Source organism: Massilia sp. Root418 (genome assembly GCF_001425265.1).
Lineage (GTDB): Bacteria > Pseudomonadota > Gammaproteobacteria > Burkholderiales > Burkholderiaceae_D > Rugamonas.
Genome location: NZ_LMEC01000001.1, coordinates 693763 through 714232, shown reverse-complemented (window position 1 = coordinate 714232; position 20470 = coordinate 693763). Strand labels below are relative to the sequence as shown.

At 67.0% G+C, this 20470-nt stretch carries 21 protein-coding genes; 10 read left to right on the top strand and 11 right to left on the bottom strand.

Annotated elements, in window-relative coordinates:
- Positions 1-42 precede the first annotated feature (42 nt).
- Positions 43-1134 carry a porin gene (locus ASC94_RS02915; protein ID WP_056390476.1) on the top strand — a complete coding sequence of 364 codons (1092 nt, stop codon included), beginning with the start codon at positions 43-45 and terminating at the stop codon, positions 1132-1134.
- A gap of 5 nt (positions 1135-1139) precedes the next feature.
- On the opposite strand, the gene ASC94_RS02910 is transcribed toward ASC94_RS02915, so the two are convergent.
- The gene (locus tag ASC94_RS02910; protein WP_056390473.1) at positions 1140-1991 is read right to left on the bottom strand and encodes an IclR family transcriptional regulator C-terminal domain-containing protein; all 852 of its coding nucleotides are present in this window, start codon (positions 1989-1991) and stop codon (positions 1140-1142) included.
- A 173-nt stretch (positions 1992-2164) separates the two neighbouring features.
- Here ASC94_RS02910 and ASC94_RS02905 point away from each other — a divergent pair, with 173 nt between their 5' ends.
- Genes ASC94_RS02905 through ASC94_RS02890 form a run of 4 tightly spaced genes read left to right on the top strand, consistent with a single transcriptional unit; the run spans position 2165 to position 5538 of the window.
- The gene (locus ASC94_RS02905) at positions 2165-3031 is read left to right on the top strand and encodes a branched-chain amino acid ABC transporter permease (RefSeq protein WP_056390469.1); all 867 of its coding nucleotides are present in this window, start codon (positions 2165-2167) and stop codon (positions 3029-3031) included.
- Positions 3028-4077: a branched-chain amino acid ABC transporter permease gene (locus ASC94_RS02900; RefSeq protein WP_157201256.1), complete on the top strand. Its 1050-nt coding sequence runs from the start codon at positions 3028-3030 to the stop codon at positions 4075-4077. Before ASC94_RS02905 ends, ASC94_RS02900 begins: the two co-directional genes overlap by 4 nt.
- Positions 4078-4079: 2 nt before the next feature.
- Positions 4080-4844, top strand: a complete 765-nt coding sequence (locus ASC94_RS02895; protein ID WP_373888093.1) for an ABC transporter ATP-binding protein — start codon at positions 4080-4082, stop codon at positions 4842-4844.
- The gene (locus tag ASC94_RS02890; RefSeq protein WP_056390462.1) at positions 4837-5538 is read left to right on the top strand and encodes an ABC transporter ATP-binding protein; all 702 of its coding nucleotides are present in this window, start codon (positions 4837-4839) and stop codon (positions 5536-5538) included. Before ASC94_RS02895 ends, ASC94_RS02890 begins: the two co-directional genes overlap by 8 nt.
- Positions 5539-5563: 25 nt before the next feature.
- Here the strand turns inward: ASC94_RS02890 and ASC94_RS02885 are convergent, their stop codons facing one another.
- Positions 5564-6028, bottom strand: coding sequence for a cache domain-containing protein (locus tag ASC94_RS02885; protein ID WP_056390460.1), 465 nt, complete (start codon positions 6026-6028; stop codon positions 5564-5566).
- A gap of 70 nt (positions 6029-6098) precedes the next feature.
- On the bottom strand, positions 6099-6575 hold the full coding sequence (locus tag ASC94_RS02880) for a MarR family winged helix-turn-helix transcriptional regulator (RefSeq protein WP_056390457.1): 477 nt from the start codon (positions 6573-6575) through the stop codon (positions 6099-6101).
- A 107-nt stretch (positions 6576-6682) separates the two neighbouring features.
- Between ASC94_RS02880 and ASC94_RS02875 the strand changes: the two genes are divergently transcribed.
- The 3 genes from ASC94_RS02875 to ASC94_RS02865 are packed head-to-tail and all read left to right on the top strand — an operon-like array spanning position 6683 to position 9939.
- Complete coding sequence (locus ASC94_RS02875) at positions 6683-7735, top strand: aromatic ring-hydroxylating dioxygenase subunit alpha (protein WP_056390454.1); 1053 nt, start codon at positions 6683-6685, stop codon at positions 7733-7735.
- Positions 7732-8709 (top strand): PDR/VanB family oxidoreductase, encoded by a 978-nt coding sequence (locus ASC94_RS02870; RefSeq protein ID WP_056390451.1) that lies wholly within the window; start codon positions 7732-7734, stop codon positions 8707-8709. Before ASC94_RS02875 ends, ASC94_RS02870 begins: the two co-directional genes overlap by 4 nt.
- 36 nt (positions 8710-8745) lie before the next feature.
- The gene (locus tag ASC94_RS02865) at positions 8746-9939 is read left to right on the top strand and encodes an ABC transporter substrate-binding protein (protein ID WP_056390446.1); all 1194 of its coding nucleotides are present in this window, start codon (positions 8746-8748) and stop codon (positions 9937-9939) included.
- A 10-nt stretch (positions 9940-9949) separates the two neighbouring features.
- On the opposite strand, the gene pcaD is transcribed toward ASC94_RS02865, so the two are convergent.
- From pcaD to pcaH, 4 genes are read right to left on the bottom strand one after another with little or no spacing between them, the layout of a single operon-like run.
- Positions 9950-11212 carry a 3-oxoadipate enol-lactonase gene (gene pcaD, locus ASC94_RS02860; protein ID WP_056390443.1) on the bottom strand — a complete coding sequence of 421 codons (1263 nt, stop codon included), beginning with the start codon at positions 11210-11212 and terminating at the stop codon, positions 9950-9952.
- Positions 11209-12612, bottom strand: coding sequence for a 3-carboxy-cis,cis-muconate cycloisomerase (gene pcaB, locus ASC94_RS02855; RefSeq protein WP_056390440.1), 1404 nt, complete (start codon positions 12610-12612; stop codon positions 11209-11211). Before pcaB ends, pcaD begins: the two co-directional genes overlap by 4 nt.
- Before the next feature lie 18 nt (positions 12613-12630).
- Positions 12631-13152, bottom strand: a complete 522-nt coding sequence (locus tag ASC94_RS02850; RefSeq protein ID WP_056390437.1) for a protocatechuate 3,4-dioxygenase — start codon at positions 13150-13152, stop codon at positions 12631-12633.
- A 10-nt stretch (positions 13153-13162) separates the two neighbouring features.
- Positions 13163-13855, bottom strand: coding sequence for a protocatechuate 3,4-dioxygenase subunit beta (gene pcaH, locus ASC94_RS02845; RefSeq protein WP_056390434.1), 693 nt, complete (start codon positions 13853-13855; stop codon positions 13163-13165).
- A gap of 134 nt (positions 13856-13989) precedes the next feature.
- Here pcaH and ASC94_RS02840 point away from each other — a divergent pair, with 134 nt between their 5' ends.
- Positions 13990-14763 (top strand): IclR family transcriptional regulator C-terminal domain-containing protein, encoded by a 774-nt coding sequence (locus ASC94_RS02840; protein ID WP_056390431.1) that lies wholly within the window; start codon positions 13990-13992, stop codon positions 14761-14763.
- A 6-nt stretch (positions 14764-14769) separates the two neighbouring features.
- On the opposite strand, the gene ASC94_RS02835 is transcribed toward ASC94_RS02840, so the two are convergent.
- Positions 14770-15657, bottom strand: a complete 888-nt coding sequence (locus ASC94_RS02835) for a helix-turn-helix domain-containing protein (RefSeq protein ID WP_056390429.1) — start codon at positions 15655-15657, stop codon at positions 14770-14772.
- 124 nt (positions 15658-15781) lie between these two features.
- Here ASC94_RS02835 and ASC94_RS02830 point away from each other — a divergent pair, with 124 nt between their 5' ends.
- Positions 15782-16948, top strand: a complete 1167-nt coding sequence (locus ASC94_RS02830) for a 4-hydroxybenzoate 3-monooxygenase (protein ID WP_056390426.1) — start codon at positions 15782-15784, stop codon at positions 16946-16948.
- A 12-nt stretch (positions 16949-16960) separates the two neighbouring features.
- On the opposite strand, the gene ASC94_RS02825 is transcribed toward ASC94_RS02830, so the two are convergent.
- From ASC94_RS02825 to ASC94_RS02815, 3 genes are read right to left on the bottom strand one after another with little or no spacing between them, the layout of a single operon-like run.
- Complete coding sequence (locus ASC94_RS02825) at positions 16961-17683, bottom strand: ribonuclease activity regulator RraA (protein WP_056390424.1); 723 nt, start codon at positions 17681-17683, stop codon at positions 16961-16963.
- 5 nt (positions 17684-17688) lie between these two features.
- Positions 17689-19191, bottom strand: a complete 1503-nt coding sequence (locus ASC94_RS02820; RefSeq protein ID WP_082616077.1) for a GDSL-type esterase/lipase family protein — start codon at positions 19189-19191, stop codon at positions 17689-17691.
- Positions 19188-20465, bottom strand: coding sequence for an MFS transporter (locus ASC94_RS02815; RefSeq protein WP_056390418.1), 1278 nt, complete (start codon positions 20463-20465; stop codon positions 19188-19190). The genes ASC94_RS02820 and ASC94_RS02815 overlap by 4 nt, the downstream gene beginning before the upstream one ends.
- Positions 20466-20470: the final 5 nt, after the last annotated feature.

Here is a 20470-nt window from a genome sequence, read left to right as displayed (position 1 = left end):
AGCACATAATAACAACCGCAACACCAAACCTGGAGACTGTAAATGAAAAAAGCAATCCGTTGCGCCGCGGCGCTGCTGGCCGGCGCGGGCGCATCCGCAGCCATGGCGCAGAGTAACGTCACCGTATACGGCCTGGTCGATACCGGCCTGGTGTACACCACCAATGTCAACGCCGCCGGCGGCAACATGACCAAGATGCCGTCGCTGACGGGCTCCTTCCCGTCGCGGCTGGGCTTTCGCGGCACGGAAGACCTGGGCGGTGGCTTGCAGGCGGTGTTCACGCTGGAGAGCGGGCTGTCGCTGGACACCGGCGCCATGGGGCAGGGCAACCGCCTCTTCGGCCGCCAGGCATCGGTGGGCCTGAAGGGCGCTTTCGGCACGGTGACGCTGGGCCGCCAGATCAACATGACCTATATCGCCATGCTCAAGGCGGACGTGCTGGGTCCGAACCTGTTCGCCATCGGCAGCATTGACGCCTACCTGCCGAACGCGCGCAGCGACAACTCGGTGGGCTACCTGGGCAACTTCAACAACTTCGTGGTGGGCGCCACCTACAGCACCGGGCGCGACGCGTCGGCGGCGGGCGGTCCGGCCGCCACCAACTGCCCCGGCGAGACACCCGGCAATTCGAAGGCCTGCCGCCAGGTGACGGGCCTGTTCGGCTACGAGACGGCGGAGTATGGCCTGAATACCTCGTACGACATCCTGTACGGGAACACCGGCGCGGCCGGCGGGCTGACCAGCAGCGCCAACAGCGACAGGCGCGTCACCTTGAACGGCTATGTGAAAGTGGGGCAGGCCAAGATCGGCGCCGGCGTGGTGGACCGCACCACGCGCGCGGCCACGGGCCTGAGCGAATCCGACCTGTATTACCTGGGCGTGAGCTACCCGGTTACGCCGCTGACCACCTTCGACGTGCAGGTGGCCCGCCGCGACACCAAGAACAGCGCCTCGGACGTGAGCATGCTGGTGGGCCGCCTGACTTATTTCCTGTCCAAGCGCACCGCCGTGTATGGGGCGCTGGGCCGCATGAAGAATTCCGGCGCCTCCGCCGTGGCGCTGGATGCCGGCGGCACGGTGGGCGTGGGGATGACGCAGAACGGCGTGATGGCCGGCCTGCGCCACCACTTCTGACCGGCCTAAGGCAGCAGGATGGAGAGTTCCTGGGCGCCGCGCAGCAGCACCGGCAGGAACTCCGTTTCCAGCTGCCGCACGCTGACGCGCGAAGCCTGGGCGCCGACGTTGAGCGCCGCCAGCACCGTGCCCGAGGCGCCGCGCACCGGCACGGCGATGGAGCGCAGGCCCAGTTCCAGCTCCTCGTCGTTGATGGCGTAGCCGGCCTGGCGCACCCCGGCCAGGATGTCGCGCAGGCGCTTCTGGTTGACCACGGTGTTTTCCGTCATCGGGCGCAAGCGCGTGGTGGCAAGATACTGGTCCAGCTCCTTGGCCGGCAGGTAGGCCAGCATCACGCGGCCCAGCGAGGTGCAGTAGGCGGGCAGGCGGCTGCCGGTGTTGAGCGCCACCGACATCACGCGCGAGGTGGCCGCGCGGGCCACGTAGAGCACTTCGCCTTCGTCCAGCACCGCCAGCGAGCTCGATTCGTTCAGCGCGCGGCTGATGCTGTTCAAATAGGGCTGGGCCGATACCGTGAGCGGCGTGGACGACAGGTAGGAGTAGCCCAGCGTGAGCACCTTGGGCCGCAGCGAGAAGTTGTTCAGCTCCGCGTCCACGTAGCCAAGTTCGCGCAGCGTGTGCAGGCAGCGGCGCACGGCCGCGCGCGGTATGCCGGTCTTCTGGCTGATGTTGGCGATGGTTTGCGGCTTGCGCGAATCGCTGAAGGCCTGCAGCACGGCCAGGCCGCGCGCCAGCGAGGTCATGAAACTGGGATCGGTCAGCGCATCGATCTGCTCGGAGATGGTGGGTTCGCGCTCTTGCGCGTCCTCCTTCTCGTGCTGCACCTGTGCTTCGTTGGATTTGGTAGTCTTGGGCATGCCATGATTTTAATGCAGGCCGCGTGTTCGATAGGCGTTTTTTTGTTGACCGGTGCAAGACCGCATTGCTACACTCGGTGTGCGATAAACAATCATCAGTGCGATTACCGCACATCGCATCAAGAAATGGATGGAGACAAAATGAAACAAGTAAAACCGGACCGGAGGCGCATATGCTAGCCAATTTCGCCGGCGTGCTGTTCGACGGCATCGCCTATGGCAGCCTGCTCTTCCTGATCAGCGTCGGCCTGTCGGTCACGATGGGCATGATGAACTTCATTAACCTGGCACACGGCGCCTTTGCCATGCTGGGCGGCTATGTCAGCGTGACGGTGCTGTCGCGCCTGGGCGTGCCTTTCCTGGCCTCGCTGCCGCTGGCCTTCCTGGCCGCCGCCGTGGCCGGGCTGGTGCTGGAGCGGCTGCTGTACCGCCGCCTGTACCGCGCCAGCCACCTGGACCAGGTGCTGTTCTCCATCGGCCTCACCTTCATGTCGGTGGCAGGCGCCACCTGGCTGTTCGGGCCCACCCAGCAGCCGGTGACCTTGCCGGACTGGCTGCGCGGCCAGGTGCCGCTGCTCGGGCTGGAAGTAGGCAGCTACCGCCTGTTCCTGATCGCGGTGGTGGTGCTGATCACCGTGGCGCTGGGACTGCTGATCGAGCGCACCCGCTTCGGCGCCCAGATCCGCGCCTCGGTGGACAACCAGACCGCATCGGCCGGCCTGGGCATCAACGTCGGCCGCGTGTTCAGCCTCACCTTTGCGCTGGGCTCCGGGCTGGCGGGCCTGGGCGGCGGGCTCGGTATCGACGTGCTGGGGCTGGACCCCACATTCCCGCTCAAATACATGGTCTACTTCCTGCTGGTGGTGGCCGTGGGCGGCGCAGGCACGATCAAGGGCCCGCTGCTGGCAGCGCTGATACTGGGCGTGTTCGACGTAGCCGGTAAATACTATGTGCCGCAAGTGGGCGCCTTCGTCATCTACGGCCTGATGGTAGTGCTGCTGATCCTGTTCCCCGCAGGCCTGATCCGGAGGAAAGCATGAACGCCTTCACCGCAGCCGCCGTCAAGCCGGCGCCCGCCGTCAACCAACCAGCGCAGAACATGACCCAGCAGACCAACAACCCGCTCCGCCTGCCCAACGACCGCTGGTCGGCGCTGGAAATCGCCTTCTGGCTGCTGCCGGTGGCGGCCTACTTTGCCTTCCCCGGCTACCTGGTGCTGATCAGCCAGATCATGATCGTCGGCCTGTTCGCGCTGTCGCTGGACCTGCTGCTGGGCTATGCCGGCATCGTCTCGCTGGGCCATGCCGCCTTCTTCGGGCTGGGCGCCTACACCGCCGGCCTGCTCTCGGTGCACGGCTGGAGCGAGCCGCTCAGCGGCCTGCTGGCCGGCGCCGCGGTAGCCGGCCTGGCAGGTTTCATCATGTCCTTCCTGGTGGTGCGCGGCCAGGACCTGACGCGGCTCATGGTCACGCTGGGCATAGGGCTGATGCTGTTCGAGGCCGCCAACAAGGCTTCCTTCCTGACGGGCGGCGTGGACGGCTTGTCCGGCATGGCGGTCGGCAAACTGTTCGGCGCCTTCGAGTTCGACCTGAACGGCAACGTGGCTTATTGCTACAGCCTGGCCGTGCTGTTCATCGTCTTCGTGCTGCTGCGGCGGGTGGTGAAGTCGCCCTTCGGCCTGAGCCTGATCGGCATCCGCGAGGGCGCGCGCCGCATGCCTGCGCTGGGCGTGAACGTCAACCGCCGCCTGGCAGCGGCGTTCACGCTGGCCGCCACGGTGGCCGGCCTGGCGGGCGCGCTGCTGGCCCAGACCACGCAGTTCGTGGGGCTGGACTCGCTGGGCTTCCCGCGCTCGGCCGAGCTGCTCATCATGCTGGTGCTGGGCGGGACGGGGCGCCTGTACGGCGCGCTGATCGGCGCCGCCGTGTTCATGCTGGCACAAGACTATATTTCCGGCCTCAATCCGGCCTACTGGCAGTTCTATATCGGCTTGCTGCTGGTGGCCATCGTGCTGTTCGCGCGCGGCGGTATCCTGGGCGGGCTGGAAAAGCTGGCCGCCCGTTTCACCCGCAAGGAGCAGGCATGACCATGACGACCAATGCAGACATCACCCTGCGCACCGAAGGCCTGGGCAAGCGCTGGGGCGCTTTCGCCGCCAACAGCGACGTGAGCCTGACCTTTGCGCCGGGCGCGCGCCACGCGCTGATCGGCCCCAACGGCGCCGGCAAGACCACCTTCATCAACCTGCTGACGGGCGGCCTGATGCCGAGCGCCGGCAAGGTCTTCCTCGGCGGCGAGGACATCACCCAGCTGCCGCAGCACCAGCGGGTGCAGCGCGGCATGACGCGTACCTTCCAGCTCAACACCCTGTTCGCCGGCATGACGGTGCTGGAATCGGTGGCGCTGGCCATCTGTGAGCGGCGCGGCATGCAGTCGGTCTGGTACAAGACCGTGTCCAGCCTCACCGACGTGATCGACGAGGCCATGGCCTTGCTGGCCACGCTCAAGCTGGCCGACCAGGCCAACAGCGTCACGCGCAGCATGGCCTACGGCAAACAGCGGCTGGTGGAAATTGCCCTGGCGCTGGCCACCAGGCCGCGCATCCTGCTGCTGGACGAACCGGCCGCCGGCATACCGCAGGCCGAAAGCAAGGAGCTGTTCGAGGTGCTGGCCCAGCTGCCGCGCGACGTGACGGTGCTGTTCATCGAACACGACATGGGGCTGGTGTTCCGCTTTGCCGACCGCATTACGGTCATGGTGGGCGGCAAGGTGCTCACCGAGGGCACGCCGGCGGAGATCGCGGCCGACCCGCGCGTGAAGGAAGTGTATCTGGGGGAGGCCGAACATGGCTGAATTGCTGGCGCTTGACAAGGTCACTGCCGGTTACGGCGAGTCCATCGTGCTGGAAGACGTATCGTTCGCGCTGAACGAAGGCGACAGCCTGGCGCTCCTGGGCCGCAACGGTGTCGGCAAGACCAGCCTGCTGGTGACGCTGATGGGATTGACGCGGCTGCACGGCGGCGCCATCCGCTGGGCCGGCGGCGATATCGGGCGCATGCCCACCTACCGCCGCGCGCGCGCCGGCCTGGGCTGGGTGCCGCAGGAGCGCCATATGTTCCCCTCCCTGACGGTGGAGGAGCACCTGACCGTGGTGGCGCGCCCCGGCCCGTGGAACCTGCAGAAGATCTACCAGCTGTTCCCGCGCCTGGCGGAACGCCGCAGCAACATGGGCAACCAGCTGTCCGGCGGCGAGCAGCAGATGGTGGCGATTGCGCGCGCGCTGATGACCAATCCGCGCATCCTGCTGCTGGACGAACCGATGGAGGGCCTGGCCCCCATCATCGTGCAGGAGCTGGTGCGCGCCATCCGCCTGCTGGTGCGGGAGGAGGGCATGTCGGTGATCGTGGTGGAACAGCACGCGCGGCTGGCGCTGTCGCTCACGCAGCGCGCCATTGTGCTGGACCGGGGCCGCATCGTGCATGACTCGGACAGCGCCAGCCTGCTGGCCGAGGGGGACAAGCTGGACCGCCTGGTGGCGGTGGCCTGAGTTAGTTGGGCTGTTACTTCGGCTGCTACTTCGGCTTATAAATGCCGGCGCCGACGGTGTACTTGTCCTCGGCCTGGCGGATGTACGAGGTCTTGTTTTCCAGCGCCTTGGTGACGGGATTGACCCAGACATAGTCGACCCAGCCGGGTTTCTTCGACTGGGCCACTTCCCGCATCTGCTGCACGAACTGCTTGCCGTCGGCGTCCTTCAGCTGCGACATGTCCTTGCCGTTCATGCGCGGCGTGGTGGCGTGGCACACCATCATCATCTGCGCGTCCTGCACGAACACGTACAGGTCGCCCTGGATGTAGCCGCCTTTGGGATCGGCGAAGTCCTTGCAGGCTTCCTCGATGCCTTTCTTCTGGATGTTGGCCACGGCCTTGTCGACCAGGGCGATGGCGTCGGCCTTGGTGGCGTTTTGCGCGGATGCGGGCAGCACGGCGGCCAGCAGCAGGGCGCCGGCCAGGACGGGGAGGGTGGAACGGTCCATGGTGTCTCCTTCTTATGATGGGAATGGTGCCGAGGCCTACCTATATTGCACCAGAATCGGTGCCCCGGAGTCAGCCCTCGCGGCTTGCCAGCGGTGCGCGGCTTTGTTCGTTGTTTTCCTGCACCAGCTTGGTCAGCAGTTCCATGAACTGCAGCTGCTCCGGGCCGGTGAGGGGCGCCAGCAGGCGGCGGCGCAGGCGCTGCGAGGCGGGGATCAGGTCGGCCAGCAGCTGCTCGCCGGCCGCCGTGATGGTCAGCGCGCGCTGGCGGCGGTTGGTGGGGATCACGGTGCGCGTCAGCAGGCCTTTTTCCGCCAGGCGCGCGCAGACGGTGGCGCCGGTGGAGGTGTCGATGCCGCTCACCGCGGACAGCGATACCTGGTCGATGCCGGGATGGCGCTCCAGGTTGCGCAGCATGGCGTACTGCACCGGCGTCAGTTCGTCTCCCATTTCGTCGTAAAAAATCGACACCGAAATTTGCTGCGCGCGGCGCAGCAAGTGGCCCGGGTGTTCGTACAGGTCCGTCAGTTTGCTTTCGGTTTCTGGCATGTCGTACCGTAAAAAGAATGTGGGCCGGGTGGTTTACTTCTCAGGTTTCCAGTCTATACTTTACAACATTCAGTGCACTGAATATAAAAAACAAACAAGGAGACGAGATGTACCCAAAAAATACCTGGTACGTGGCCTGCACCCCGGACGAAATCGAAGGCAAGCCGCTGGGGCGCCAGATCTGCGGCGAGAAGATCGTGTTCTACCGGGGCGCGCAGGGCAAGGTGGCGGCGGTGGAGGACTTCTGCCCGCACCGCGGCGCGCCGCTGTCGCTCGGCTTCGTGCGCGACGGCCAGCTGGTGTGCGGCTACCACGGCCTGGAGATGGGCTGCGACGGCAAGGTGGCCGCCATGCCGGGCCAGCGCGTGCGCGGCTTTCCCTGCATCCGCAGCTATCCTGTGGAGGAGCGCTACGGCTTTATCTGGGTCTGGACCGGCGAGCGCGAACTGGCCGACCCGGCGCTGATCCACCACCTGGAGTGGGCGGACAATCCCGAGTGGGCGTATGGCGGCGGCCTGTATCACATCAACTGCGAATACCGGCTCATGATCGACAACCTGATGGACCTCACGCACGAGACCTATGTGCATGCGTCGAGCATCGGCCAGAAGGAGATCGACGAGGCACCCGTCAGCACCCGCGTCGAGGGCGAGCAGGTGATCACCAGCCGCTACATGGAAAACATCATGGCGCCGCCGTTCTGGCGCGCCGCGCTGCGCGGCAACGGCCTGGCGGACGACGTGCCGGTGGACCGCTGGCAGATCTGCCGCTTCACGCCGCCCAGCCATGTGATGATCGAGGTGGGCGTGGCGCACGCGGGCAAGGGCGGCTACGACGCGGCGCCGGAGCATAAGGCGTCCAGCATCGTGGTGGACTTCATTACCCCGGAAAGCGAAACCTCGCACTGGTACTTCTGGGGCATGGCGCGCAACTTCAAGCCCGGCGACCAGGAGCTCACCGCCACCATCCGCGAAGGCCAGGGCAAGATCTTTGGCGAGGACCGGGAGATGCTGGAGCGTCAGCAGGCCAATATCCTGCGCCATCCGGAGCGCAAGCTGCTGATGCTGAATATCGACGCCGGAGGCGTGCAGTCGCGCCGGGTGCTGGACCAATGGATGGAAAAGGAGAAGCAGGGCAGCAAGCAGGAGCAAGCCGCATGAGCGGCGGACTTCTGCAGGTGCGCGTGGAGCGCAAGCAGCTGGAGGCCGAAGACATCTGTAGCTACGAGCTGGTGAGCGCCGACGGCGCGCCGCTGCCACCGTTTGCCGCTGGCGCCCACATCGATGTGCATCTCGGCGCAGGCGCCGGCCTGGTGCGGCAGTATTCGCTCTGCAACCCGCCGCAAGAGCGGCACCGCTATGTTATCGGCGTGCTGCGCGACCCGGCCTCGCGCGGCGGCTCGCGTGCCATGCACGAGGAAGTGCGGGCCGGCGCCACACTGCAAATCAGCGCGCCGAAGAACCACTTCGCGCTGGCGGAAGCGCCATACAGCCTGCTGCTGGCCGGCGGCATCGGTGTGACGCCCATCCTGGCGATGGCGGAAGCGTTGTCGGCGCAGGGTGCCGCCTTCGAGATGCATTACTGCGCGCGCTCGCCCGGGCGCACGGCATTCCGCGATCGCATTGCCGCCGCGCCCTATGCGCCGCAGGTGCACTTCCACTATGACAGCGGCGAACCGGCCCAGAAGCTGAACCTCCCTGCGCTGCTGGCGCAGCTGGACCGCAGCGCGCGTATCTATCTGTGCGGCCCGGCTGGTTTCATTGACCACGTGAAGGCAAGCGCCGCTGCCGCTGGCTGGCCGCACGACCGGCTGCACCTGGAGTACTTCGGCGCGCCTGCTGCGGACGCAGACGCTGCGGCCGGAGACCAACCCTTCGAAGTGCAGCTGGCCTCCAGCGGCAAGGTCTACGCCATTGCTGCAGGCGACACCGTGCTGCGCGTGCTGAGCGATGCCGGCGTGTTCATTCCCGCCTCCTGCGAACAGGGCGTGTGCGGCACCTGCCTGACGCGCGTGCTGGACGGCGTGCCGGACCACCGCGACCTGTACCTGGACGAAGCCGAGCAGGCCGCCAACGACCAGTTCACCCCTTGCTGTTCCCGTTCCAAGACCGCCAGGCTGTTGCTGGACCTGTAGTGAACCGATAGTCCACCCATAAAAAGAGGAGACACCATGCCAGGAAAAATCAACCACCAGCGCCGCCAGCTCATGCTGGGCGCCGCAGCGCTGTCCGCCGGCGTGCTGCCGGCCGCGCCATCCGTCGCCGCCGCGGCCGATCCGCTGAAGGTCGGCCTGATCGTGCCGATGTCCGGCCCGTTTGCGTCCACCGGCCGCCAGATCGAGGCCGCCGTCAAACTCTACCGGCAGCAGAACGGCGCCAGCGTGGCCGGGCGCCAGGTCGAGATCATCCTGAAGGACGACGGCGGCGTGGCGCCGGACGTGACCAAGCGCCTGGCGCAGGAGCTGGTATCGCGCGAGAAGGTGCAGGTGCTGGCCGGCTTCGGCCTCACGCCGTTGGCCTTCGCCGCCGCGCCCGTGGCCACCCAGGCCAAGGTGCCGATGATCGTGATGGCAGCCGCCACTTCCGTGATACCGCAGCGTTCCCCCTACATTGTGCGCACCGGCTTCACGCTGGCACAGGTAACCGCGCCCATGGCGCAGTGGGCCGCCAGGAACAAGATCAGGAACGTGGTCACGCTGGTGAGCGACTACGGGCCGGGGCTGGACGCCGAAAAGGTGTTCGTGAAGGACTTCGGCGAAGGCGGCGGCAAGGTGGCCGACAGCCTGCGCGCGCCGTTGCGCAACCCGGACTATGCGCCTTTCCTGGCGCGCGTGAAGGACCTGAAGCCGGACGCGCTGTTTGTATTCGTGCCGTCCGGCGAAGGCGCCGCCGTGCTCAAGCAGTTCACCGAGCGCGGGCTGGCGGCCGCGGGCATCCGCCTGATCTGCACCGGCGACGTGCTGGACGACGACCTGATGGCCAGCATCGGCCCGGCCGCCGCCGGCGTGGTGAGCAGCCACCACTACTCGGCGGCCCACCCGTCGCCTGAAAACAAGGCCTACGTGGAAGCGTTCAGCAAGGCGAACCAGGGCATGCGGCCCAACTTCCATTCGGTGGGCGCCTACGACGGCATGCACCTGCTGTACCAGGCGCTCAGGCAGACCAAGGGCGACAGCAACGGCGACAAGCTGCTGGCGGCCATGAAGGGCATGGCCTGGACCAGCGTGCGCGGCCCGGTCAGCATCGATGCCGCCAGCCGCGACATCGTGCAGACGGTGTACATCCGCAAGGCCGAGGCCAGCGGCGGCTCGTTCTACAACATCGAGTTCGACCAGGTGGACAAGGTGCGCGACCCGGGCGCGTAATCCATAAACCTCAGAGGCCAGCGAGGAAGCTGGACACGGCTTCCTCGAAGGCTTGCGGCTGTTCCACACAAGCCAGGTGGGATGCCTCCGGCAGCACCAGCAGCTGTGCTCCCGGCACCGCGTCCGCCAGCGTGCGCGCCATTTCCGGCGGCGTGCCCTGATCCAGTTCGCCCGCGATAACCAGCACCGGCACGGCAACGCCGCCCAGCCGCGCTGTGGTGTCCACCGTGCCGACCGCGTGGCAGCAGCCGATATAGCCTTGCACGTCCGTGCTCACCACGCGGCGCCGGAATCGCGCCACGGTGGCGGCGTGGCCGGCGCGGAAAGCGTCGTGGAAGTAGCGGCCCATGACCGCATCGGCGATGGCTTCGATGCCTTGCGCGCGCACCGTGGCGATGCGCTGCCGCCATAGCTCGCGCGCCGCGTCGGGATAACCGGAGGTCGTGTTGGCCAGTACCAGCGCGCGCACCAGCGCTGGATGGCGCAGCGCCAGCTCCTGGCCCACCATGCCGCCCATGGACACGCCTATCCATACCACTGGCCCGGTATCGAGTTCGCGCAGCAGGGCAGCGGCATCGTCCGCCATGGCGGCCATGGTGTAGGTGCCCTCCGGCGCTTCCGAGCTGCCGTGGCCGCGATGATCGTAGGCGATGACGCGGCAGTCCGCTGCCAGCGTGTTGGCCAGCGCGTCCCACATGGTGAGGTCGCAGCCCAGCGCGTGGCTCAGCACCACGGTGTGGCGCGGGGCCTTGCCGCTGCGCGGTTCCCGCACCGTGTAGTGCAGGGCGGGCCGGCCGGCGCTGCGGCCTTCCCGGCCCGCGCCGGGATGGCAGGCTGCGGCCGGCGCGGCGGGTTCCAGCGCGTAGCCGATCTGCGGGCCCACCTCGCGCAGGATGGCCTGCGCATGGGCGAACGCGGTGTTGGCGGCCGGGACGCCGGCGTAGATGGCCGACTGCATCAGCACTTCCTTCAGCTCGTCCGGCGTGAGCCGGTTGCCGGCTTCGCCCAGCAGCGCGGCGCGCACGTGGAGCTCGAATTCTTCCCAGCGGCCCAGCGTGATGGTGATGGCGAGCACGATGGCGCGGCGGGTTTTCTGTTCCAGGCCGGGGCGGCCCCAGATCTCGTTCCACGCGAAGCGCGTGATGAGATTCTGGAAGTCCGCATTGAAGCTGTTGGCATTGGCCAGCGAGCGCTCCACCCAGGCGTCGCCGAGGATGGCGCGGCGGTTGTTCAGTCCACGTTCAAAATCGTGGTCGATGGGATCGAAGCTCATGCGGGTGTCCTGTGAGGGTAAGGGGTGGCGTTCAGGCCGGCGATATCGCCGCGCAGGCTGTCCAACTGCTGCAGGGCCAGGCGCTTCGCGGGTTCGGCGGCGGTGGCCGGGTCAAACAGCGCCGCCAGCGCGGCCGGATCGGTTTTGCCGCGCAGGGCATCGTCGGCCTGGATCGCCTCCGCCAACTCGTCGGCCAGGTGACGTCCGCTTGCCACCGCCCGGGCGCTGAGCGTTTCCAGCAGGGCGTGGGCGGCGGGACGGCCAATGGCGGGCGCCAGCTCGGCCGATGCCGCCTCGGCAAAGACCAGGCCTTGCAGGGCGCCGATATTGCGCAGCATGCGCGCCGGATCGACCTGCAGGCCCGCGAAGGCGTCGTTCAGCGCCTGCAGTGCACCGTGCGCGCTGAGGAACAGGCCGGGCCATTCCGCGAGTTCGGCCTGCCAGTTGCCCAGGCCGCGCTCGTGCTCCTGGCCCATGCTGGCCAGCAGGGCGGCGCCGCGCTGCGGTGTGCGGGTGGCGGCCGCCAACGCAATCATGGCGGAGACCGGGTTGCGCTTGTGCGGCATGGCGGAAGAACCGCCCCGGCCATTGCCGGACGGTTCGGCAAGTTCGCCGATCTCGCCTTGCGCCATCAGGCTCACGTCGGTGGCGATCTTGCCCAGGCTGCCGGTGAGCACGGCCACCTCCAGTCCCAGGCGCACCCATTCGTCGCGCTGCGTGTGCCAGGCGGCGCCGGCCAGCTTCAGGCCCAGGCTGGCGGCCATCCGTGCTGCCACGGCCGCGCCTTGTTCGCCCATGACGGACAAGGTGCCGACTGCGCCGCCCAGCTGCAGCTGCAGCGCGCGCGCGGCGCATTCGCGCAGGCGGCTGCGTGCGCGCACCAGCGGCGCCAGCCAGCCGGCGGCCTTAAAGCCGAAACTGCTCACCTGCGCCGGCTGCATCAGCGTGCGCGCCAGCACCGGCGTGCCGGCATGCTGCTCCGCCAGTTGCAGCAGGTGGCCGCACAGGTTGTGAAGGCCGTCGTCCAGCAGTTGCAGCGCGTCGCGCGTGGCCAGCACCATGGCGGTGTCGATCACGTCCTGGCTGGTGCTGCCCCAGTGGACCCGCGTGGCCGCCTCCGCGTCATACAGGGCCACGGTGCGGGTCAGTTCGCGCACCAGCGGAATGGCCAGGCTGCCCGCGCGGCGGCCGGCGCTGACGATGGCCGGAATGTCGTACAGCTGCGCGCTGCATACGCCGGCGATGGCGCGCGCCGTTTCCGGCGCCAGCAGGCCCGCTTCGGCCTGGGCCTGCGCCAGCGCCTGTTCGAAGCGCAGCATGGCCTGGACGATGGCCGCGTCGTCGAAGACGGCGATCATGTCCTGCGTGGTGAGAAAACTATCGAATATGGATACGCTCAAGGGAACCCCGCTGCCAGGTCAGACATAGTCGAAGAATGCGGTTTCCTTATCGGACTGCATCCAGATGTCCCAATGATAGACCCCGGGCGCGGTCTTGCGGGCGATCAGCGTGGCGCGGCGTTCGGCCGGCACCTGCTGCAGTATCTCCGATTGCGCCAGGCCGCTGTCGTCCTCCAGGAAGACGGCGCTGAACTGGTGCTTCACCAGGCCGCGCGCGAACACCGTGATGAAGGTGGCCGGCGCGCCGCTGGAAGGCGGCGCGGGCTGCGACAGGCGCAGGCTGAATTCGCCCTGTTCGCCGCTGGGCACGCGGCGGAAGCCGGGCAGGGCTTGCGCCGCTTCGGCGCCGGCTGCCGACGGCTGCCAGGCTTCGATCTGCGCGTCGTTCACCGGCACGCCGTCGCCGTCGTAGATTGCGCCGCTGATGGTGATGGTGGGGGCCGAGGTCTCCAGCTGACCGGGCGCACTGGCGTCAACCGCCCACTGCCAGGCTTCGTGCGAGAAGGGACCGATAGTCTGCGAGGTGGTAATCTTGCTCATCCGCTGCTCCTTAAATGCCCATGGGCGTGGCGTTGCGGCCGCGCAGGACGATATCGAATTCATAGCCCAGCATCTTGTCGCTGTCGGTATGTTCCAGGCTGTAGCGGGAAATCAGGCGCCGGCGGGCGTCCAGGTCCGGGATGCTCTGGAAGATTGGGTCGTAGTCGAACAGCGGGTCGCTGGGGAAGTACATCTGCGTCACCAGGCGCTGCGCGTACACGTTGCCGAACAGGGAAAAATGGATGTGCGCCGGGCGCCACGCCTTGTCGTGATTACCCCACGGGTAAGGGCCGGGCTTGATGGTGATGAAGCGGTAGCGGCCATCGTCATCGGTCATCATCTTGCCCCAGCCGTGGAAATTGGGGTCCAGCGGCGCATTGTGCTGGTCGCGCTTGTGGCGGTAGCGGCCGGCGGCATTGCATTGCCAGACTTCCAGCAGCGAATTGCGCACCGGTTTGCCGTCTTCGTCCACCACGCGGCCGGTGACCACGATCTTCTCGCCCAGCGGTTCGCCGTCGCCGTGCGCCGTCAGGTCCATATCGTTGGGCAGCAGGATGCGCGGTGCAGGCTGCAGATTGTCCTGCACCGGCTCCGTTGCGCGGATGCGCAGCAGCGGCTGCGTGGGGCCGCGCTTCAGGGTGGACTTGTAGGGCGGGTAAATCAGCTCCGGATACACGCCGGGCGCGATGGCATCGAATTTCAAGACGGGCCTCCTGTGGTTTTCTGTGCTGCCATGGTATGAAAGGCGGCACGCCTCCACAATAAGGCGGCAGCGGTTGTGATCTGCTATGCGCACGGAATGTGCGATACTCGCACAAATCATCGATTTTCTTCATCATGGACACAGTTGACGAATTACCGGCCAAGCGCGACCTGGTGGCCGGGCTGGAAAAAGGCTTGCAAGTGATCGCCGCCTTCGACCAGGAGCGCAGCCGCCTGAGCATCGCCGAGGTAGCAGAACGCACCGGCTTGACGCGGGCGGCGGCGCGCCGCTACCTGATCACGCTGACCCACCTGGGCTATATGCGGCACGAGAACAAGCTGTTCGCGCTCACGCCCATGGTGCTGCGGCTGGGGCAGTCCTACCTGCATTCGGCGCGCCTGCCGCGCATCGTGCAGCCCTTGCTATACCGGCTGGCCTATTCGCTGGGCGAGGCGGCATCGGCCGGCGTGCTCGATCACGACCAGCTGGTCTGCGTGGCCGCTGTCAGCGCCGGGCAGCTGGTGTCGGTCACGCTGCAGCCGGGCACGCGGGTGCCGGCCTACTGCACCGCCAACGGACGCATCCTGCTGGCGCACCTGCCGCAGGAACAGATCGACGCATTCCTGGCGCGCGCCCGGCCCGAGCGCATCACCGAGCACACCATCGTGGACAAGGAGCGCCTGGCGGTGGAGATTGCGCGTGCGCGGGCGCAGGGCTACGCGCTGGTGGACCAGGAACTGGAACTGGGCTTGCGCACCATTGCCGTGCCGCTGAAGAATTTCCGGGGCGAGATCGTGGCGGCGATGAACATCAGCGTGCATGCCGGGCGCATGCCGCGCGAGCAGATGGTGGAGCGCTGCCTGCCGGCGCTGATCAAGATCCAGGTGGAGCTGAACGCCCTGCTGTAGTCCTGGTCAGCCGGCCCGGAATGCCTTGGGCGTGAGTCCCATGCGCTTCTTGAACAGGCGGCTGAAGTAGGCCGGGTCCTGGAAGCCCAGTTCATAGGCGATGCTGGCGATGCTCGCCGGGAGGTAGGTGAGCTTGCGGCAGGCTTCCAGCATCAGCCGGTCCTGGGTGATGTCGAACGCGGACTTACCGGACAGTTTCAGGCACAGGCGGTTGAGCCGCGTGGGCGTGGCGCGCAGCGCTTCGGCATACTGGCCCACCTGCCACTGCTCCTTGTAGTGCTGCTCCACCTCGGCGCGAAAACGGCTGAACAGCTCAAAGTCGCTGCGGCCGGACTGGTCGGCGAAGCGGCGCTCCGCGTGCAGGCGCACCAGCAGCAGCAGGGCGCTGCGCGCCAGCCAGTCCAGCATCAGGGTATGGCCGTACTGCGGCCATGCGGCCTCCTCCAGCAACTGCCGCAGCAGCGCTTCCAGCCGCGCGCACTCGGGCGCCTCCGCCAGGGTGATCGCCAGCGGCTTCACGAACAGCGGCGAGAACAGGTCGCCATGGCTTTCCCCCGCTGCGAACACCACGTTCTGGTCCACCGTCAGCACATAGCCGTGTGCCTCGGCCGAGAAGTCGAAACCGTGCACTACCGAGGGATGGATGGTGATGGCGGCCGGTGCCACGCAATCCCAGGCGGCGCCGTTGATGCTGGCACGGACTTCGCCGCCAAACAGGAAAAGTACCTGAAACAGGCCGCTGTGGGTGTGGTTCTCGATGTGCCAGTGATGCACCCGGCTGCGGGTTTCGATCAGTTCGATATGCACGAATTCGGCGTTGTCGCCCCGTGTTTGCTCGCCGTACAGGGCGAACTGGGGGATATCCGGCCGGGCCGGTTTGACGCTGCGTGACATGGATGGGAGTGGCCGGGAAAGTGGATGGGTGTCGAAATAGTACAAGTTTTATGCGGTTTCCTCCATTTTTATTCGCCGCCTGCGGCGCTACGATGGCTGCATACAACAACACAACGGAGACACCATGCGTACCCAGGTAGCCATCATCGGCGCCGGCCCGGCGGGCCTGCTGCTATCCCATCTGCTGCATTTGAACGGCATCGAGTCCATCGTGCTGGAGTCGCGCAGCCAGGCTGAAATCGAAGCGACGATACGCGCCGGGGTGCTGGAACAAGGCACCATGGACATCCTCAACAACGCCGGCGTGGGCGCGCGCATGCTGGCCGAAGGGGCGCTGCACCACGGCATAGAACTGGCCTTCGGCGGCCGCCGCCACCGCATCGACCTGACCGGGCTGACCGGCAAATCCATCACCGTCTATCCGCAGCACGAGGTGATCAAGGACCTGGTGGCGGCGCGCCAGGCGGCGCAGGGCCAGCTGCTGTTTGAAGTGAGCGGCGTCGCGCTGCACGGCGTCGACACGACCGCGCCGTCGGTCAGTTTCAGCCACGCCGGCGCGGCGGCATGCATCGATGCCGACTTTGTGATCGGCTGCGACGGCTACCACGGCGCGACGCGGCCTGCCATGCCTGCGCAGGGACGGCAGGATTACCAGCGGGCGTATGGCTTTGGCTGGTTCGGCATCCTGGTTGAATCGGCGCCGTCGTCCGATGAACTGATCTATGCGCGCCACCAGCGCGGTTTCGCGCTGGTCAGCACCCGTTCACCCACGGTGCAGCGGCTGTACTTCCAGTGCGATCCGGCCGACCACGTCGACAACTGGTCGGACGACCGCATCTGGGCCGAGCTGCATGCGCGGCTGGAGAACAAGGACGGCTGGCGTGTGAAGGAAGGCCGCATCTTCCAGAAGAACATCATCGGCATGCGCAGCTTCGTGTCGACGCCGATGCAGGCGGGCCGGCTGTTCCTGGCCGGCGACGCGGCCCACATTGTGCCGCCCACCGGTGCCAAGGGCATGAACCTGGCCGTGTCCGACGTGCACCTGCTAGCGCAAGGCCTGGAACAGTTCTACCGCAAGGGCAGTGAAGAGCGCCTGCAGGGCTATACGGCGGGGGCCCTGAAGCGCATCTGGCGCGCCGAGTATTTTTCGTGGTGGATGACCAACCTGCTGCATACCTTCCCGGACGCTACCCCGTTCAAGCAGGAGGTGCAGCGCGCGGAACTGGAGTGCGTGGTCAGCTCGCGCGCGATGGCGACCGCGCTGGCCGAGAACTACGTCGGGGCCTTCTGACCCGAACGCCGTCTATTCCGCAGCGCGGCGCGCCAGCCAGGCCTCGTAGCGCAGGCGGGTATCCGGCGCGGTAGGCGGATACAGGCCGATAATGGTTGCGCCGCGCCGTACTTCGTCCAGCACGAAGTCCTCGAAGCGCTCCATTTCCACCGCGTCCCGCGCGACGTCGTCCGCCAGGTGGCGCGGGATGCAGACGACGCCGTCGCCGTCGCCCACCATGATGTCGCCGGGGTACACCGGCACGCCGCCGCAGCCGATGGGCGCGTTGATATCCAGCGCGTGGTGGCGCAGCAGATTGGTGGGGGCCGATGGCCCGGAGCACCAGGCAGGCATGTCCAGGGCCGCGATGCCGGCCGCGTCGCGCAGTCCGCCGTCCGTTACAATGCCTGCCACGCCGCGCACCTGCATGCGCGTGGCCAGGATGCTGCCGGCCGAGGCCACGGAGACGTCGCCCCGGCAATCCATTACCAGCACGGCGCCGGCCGGGATCTCCTCGACCGCCACGCGCTGCGGATGGCGTGGATCGAGAAAGGCGTCAACGCCGTCCAGGTCTTCGCGCGAGGGGATATAGCGCAGCGTGAACGCCGGCCCGGCAATGCGCTGGCCCGGCTTCAAGGGCCGCGCACCCTGGATGAATACATTTCGAAAACCGCGCTTGAACAGCAACGTGGTAAGGGTGGAGGTGCTGACGGTCTTCAGCGTGGCCAGTGTGCCGGCTTGCAGGGCTTGATCCATGGTTTCTATCCGCGTGTGAATTGAATGCCGTTGAAGCGCACCTCGCTGCTGCCGATGCCCTTTTGCCGGAAGTACTCGTCCCATTTCGCGCTGCTGCTGGTGTGGGCCTGGGTTGCAGGGTCGCGCGCCTGCAGGTAGTCGCCGAACTTGAAATAGATCTTGCCGCTGTCGGCCTTGATCGGCGTACGCCCGGTATCGATGGCGCCGTGCGTCGCGGTGGTGGCTGCCACGATCGCAGAGCCGCCGTCGAAACGGATGTCCAGGCCGAAGCGCTCGCCGGATCGCACGGTGCCCAGCGCAGTGGTGACCTCCTTGCCGTCCGTGCCCTTCAGGCGGGCCAGCACGTCGAACACGCCGTTGTCGGCCCTGCCGTCGATGCCGCCCGGGTCGGCCGTGTCCTGCACGTAGACCTTCACCAGCGTATCCAGGCCTTCCGCGTGGTACTGGGCGACGATGGTCTTGGCGCCTGCGGGCAGCGTCGGCGTCACGCTCGCGGAAAAATGTTCGCGTGTGGCCGCAACGGTCTGCCTGTACCGCGCTACGGTCTTCAGCTCGTGGCGGTACCCGTGGCCGTTGCCGGAAACGTATTTGGCTTTCAATGCGCTGAACGTCAGCGTGCCGGCGTAGGGGGAGGGGAAGGGCGCTTCGCCTTCTGCCTCGAACAGCGCGCCTAGTTCCTCCCTGGACGTGAAGCCGCCTTTCATCATGCTGTCCAGCAGCGGCTGCATGGCGTCGGCCCACAGCTGGTAGCCGGCGGGGCCGGGGTGCAGCTGGTCCGGCATGATGGATTTGGGTATGCGGCCGTCCTGGCCCAGGAAGACCGCGCCGATGTCGAGGAAGCGCACCATGCCGCCGTCGTCCAGCGTGGCCAGGTCGCGGTTCACCGCTTCGATGGTGGCCATGCGTTTCGCGGCTTCGTCCACTGCGGCCGGAGTGACGGGGCCACCCTTGGGATCGCGCGGGCCGCGCGGGAAGATGCCCAGCACCAGTATCCGCGTCTCGGGCAGGCGGGCGCGTATCATGGATACGATTTTGCGGTTGGCTGCGGCGATTTCGCTGGCGTCGTACTCAAGGCTATTGTTCGTGCCCATCATCAGCACGGTCACCTTGGGTGCGATGCCTGCGAGTTCACCGTGTTCGATCTGCCAGATCAGGTTCTGGGTGCGCGCGCCGCCAATGCCGAAGTTGGCCGGCTGGTATTTGCCGTAGTAGGCCTCCCAGATATGCGGCGCGCGTTGCCAGCCAGCCGTGATGGAGTCGCCCAGGAACAGCAGGCCGACCGGGCCGCTTTTCGCCCGCGCCAGGAAGCGGGCGTGCAGTTCGAGGAAGGTCCCGTTGTCCTGCTTCTGGAATGCCTCCGAGGCGCTGGGCTTGGGTTTCGGGGCGGCTTGCGCTGCGGTTTGGGCGGCGGCTTGCGCCACGGCGGGCGGCTGCGCCAGCGGGCCGGCGAGCGCTGCCAGCAGGGCTGCGGCACGCAGCATGCGATTGCGGAATGCGGCGGCCATCATGCTTGCTCCCCGTGCGGTTTGACCTGCGCCACGGGACCGCCGAGCCAGATGGACACGAACACCAGCGGCACCAGCAAAGCGCCCAGCACGAAGAACGGCGTGTAGTTCCCGCCTGCGGTCAGTCCGGGGACAAGCTGCATGCAGATGATCACGCCCAGCACGGCCGAGGTGCCGCTCAGGCCTGCAAGCGAGCCCACCGTGCGGCCTGAGAAGAAGTCGCTCGGCAGGGTCTGGATATTGGTGATGGCGGCCTGGAAGCCGAACAGGATCACGGCGATCGACAGCACTGCCAGCAGCGGCGTGGCGGCCATGGCACTGAACAGCAGCGCCGGCATCATCAGCGCCAGTCCGAGGCCGATGACCAGCTTGCGGGCCCGGTTGACGCTCCAGCCGCGCTGCAGCAGCCGTCCGCACAGCCAGCCGCCCGACAGCGCGCCGATGGCGGCGCCCACATAGGGCACCCAGGCGAAGATGCCGATCTGCTTCACGTCGAAGTGGAACTTCTCGTTCAGGTACAGCGGCAGCCACGCGACGAACAGCCACCACACCGGATCGATGAAGAAGCGCGCGGCGATCACGCCCCAGCTCTGCCGGTGGCGCAGCAGCTGGCCCAGCGTGGGCACGTACTCGGCGGCGCGTGCCGCTTCACTGCGCTGGCCGACCAGGATGTAGCTGCGCTCTTCTTGGGTGATCCAGGGATGTGCGTCGGGGCCGGACTTGTAGATGATCAGCCAGGGCACGACCCAGATGAAGCCCAGCACCGCGATCAGCAGGAAGGTGGTCTTCCAGCCAAAGTAAGCATACAGGATGGCGATCAGCGGGGGCGCGATGATGGAGCCGAGCGAGGCGCCGGCACCGAAGATGCCCTGCGCCAGCGCGCGCTCGCGGATGGGGAACCATTCCGCCACCGCCTTGGTGGCGCCCGGCCAGTTGCCTGCCTCACCTACCCCCAGCAGCACGCGGAACATGCCGAAGGACAGCGCCGAACGGGCCACGAAATGCAGGCCGATGGAAACCGACCATACGATGATGGACAAGATGAAGCCGATGCGCGTGCCGAGCGCGTCGAACAGCTTGCCGAACAGCGTCTGCCCGACGGCGTAGCCGATCAGGAACACGGTGACGATGTTGGCGTAGTCCCGCTTGTCCATGCCCAGTTCGGCCGCGATGCCCGGCCACATGACGGCCAGGGCGGAGCGGTCGATGTAGTTGATGATGGTTGCGATGGCCACCAGTGTGATGACCAGCCAGCGCAAACCTGCCATTGTCTTCATGCGCA

What these genes read in the sequence shown, in the direction of transcription:
- ASC94_RS02880 (WP_056390457.1), bottom strand. Translation starts at nt 6,575, where the DNA reads ATGCCAGAAACCGAAAGCAAACTGACGGACCTGTACGAACACCCGGGC.
- ASC94_RS02840 (WP_056390431.1), top strand. Translation starts at nt 13,990, where the DNA reads ATGGACACAGTTGACGAATTACCGGCCAAGCGCGACCTGGTGGCCGGG.
- ASC94_RS02830 (WP_056390426.1), top strand. Translation starts at nt 15,782, where the DNA reads ATGCGTACCCAGGTAGCCATCATCGGCGCCGGCCCGGCGGGCCTGCTG.
- ASC94_RS02835 (WP_056390429.1), bottom strand. Translation starts at nt 15,657, where the DNA reads ATGTCACGCAGCGTCAAACCGGCCCGGCCGGATATCCCCCAGTTCGCC.
- ASC94_RS02875 (WP_056390454.1), top strand. Translation starts at nt 6,683, where the DNA reads ATGTACCCAAAAAATACCTGGTACGTGGCCTGCACCCCGGACGAAATC.
- ASC94_RS02820 (WP_082616077.1), bottom strand. Translation starts at nt 19,191, where the DNA reads ATGATGGCCGCCGCATTCCGCAATCGCATGCTGCGTGCCGCAGCCCTG.
- ASC94_RS02905 (WP_056390469.1), top strand. Translation starts at nt 2,165, where the DNA reads ATGCTAGCCAATTTCGCCGGCGTGCTGTTCGACGGCATCGCCTATGGC.
- ASC94_RS02865 (WP_056390446.1), top strand. Translation starts at nt 8,746, where the DNA reads ATGCCAGGAAAAATCAACCACCAGCGCCGCCAGCTCATGCTGGGCGCC.
- ASC94_RS02900 (WP_157201256.1), top strand. Translation starts at nt 3,028, where the DNA reads ATGAACGCCTTCACCGCAGCCGCCGTCAAGCCGGCGCCCGCCGTCAAC.
- ASC94_RS02870 (WP_056390451.1), top strand. Translation starts at nt 7,732, where the DNA reads ATGAGCGGCGGACTTCTGCAGGTGCGCGTGGAGCGCAAGCAGCTGGAG.
- pcaD (WP_056390443.1), bottom strand. Translation starts at nt 11,212, where the DNA reads ATGAGCTTCGATCCCATCGACCACGATTTTGAACGTGGACTGAACAAC.
- ASC94_RS02815 (WP_056390418.1), bottom strand. Translation starts at nt 20,465, where the DNA reads ATGAAGACAATGGCAGGTTTGCGCTGGCTGGTCATCACACTGGTGGCC.
- ASC94_RS02885 (WP_056390460.1), bottom strand. Translation starts at nt 6,028, where the DNA reads ATGGACCGTTCCACCCTCCCCGTCCTGGCCGGCGCCCTGCTGCTGGCC.
- ASC94_RS02910 (WP_056390473.1), bottom strand. Translation starts at nt 1,991, where the DNA reads ATGCCCAAGACTACCAAATCCAACGAAGCACAGGTGCAGCACGAGAAG.
- ASC94_RS02850 (WP_056390437.1), bottom strand. Translation starts at nt 13,152, where the DNA reads ATGAGCAAGATTACCACCTCGCAGACTATCGGTCCCTTCTCGCACGAA.
- ASC94_RS02890 (WP_056390462.1), top strand. Translation starts at nt 4,837, where the DNA reads ATGGCTGAATTGCTGGCGCTTGACAAGGTCACTGCCGGTTACGGCGAG.
- ASC94_RS02825 (WP_056390424.1), bottom strand. Translation starts at nt 17,683, where the DNA reads ATGGATCAAGCCCTGCAAGCCGGCACACTGGCCACGCTGAAGACCGTC.
- ASC94_RS02915 (WP_056390476.1), top strand. Translation starts at nt 43, where the DNA reads ATGAAAAAAGCAATCCGTTGCGCCGCGGCGCTGCTGGCCGGCGCGGGC.
- ASC94_RS02895 (WP_373888093.1), top strand. Translation starts at nt 4,080, where the DNA reads ATGACGACCAATGCAGACATCACCCTGCGCACCGAAGGCCTGGGCAAG.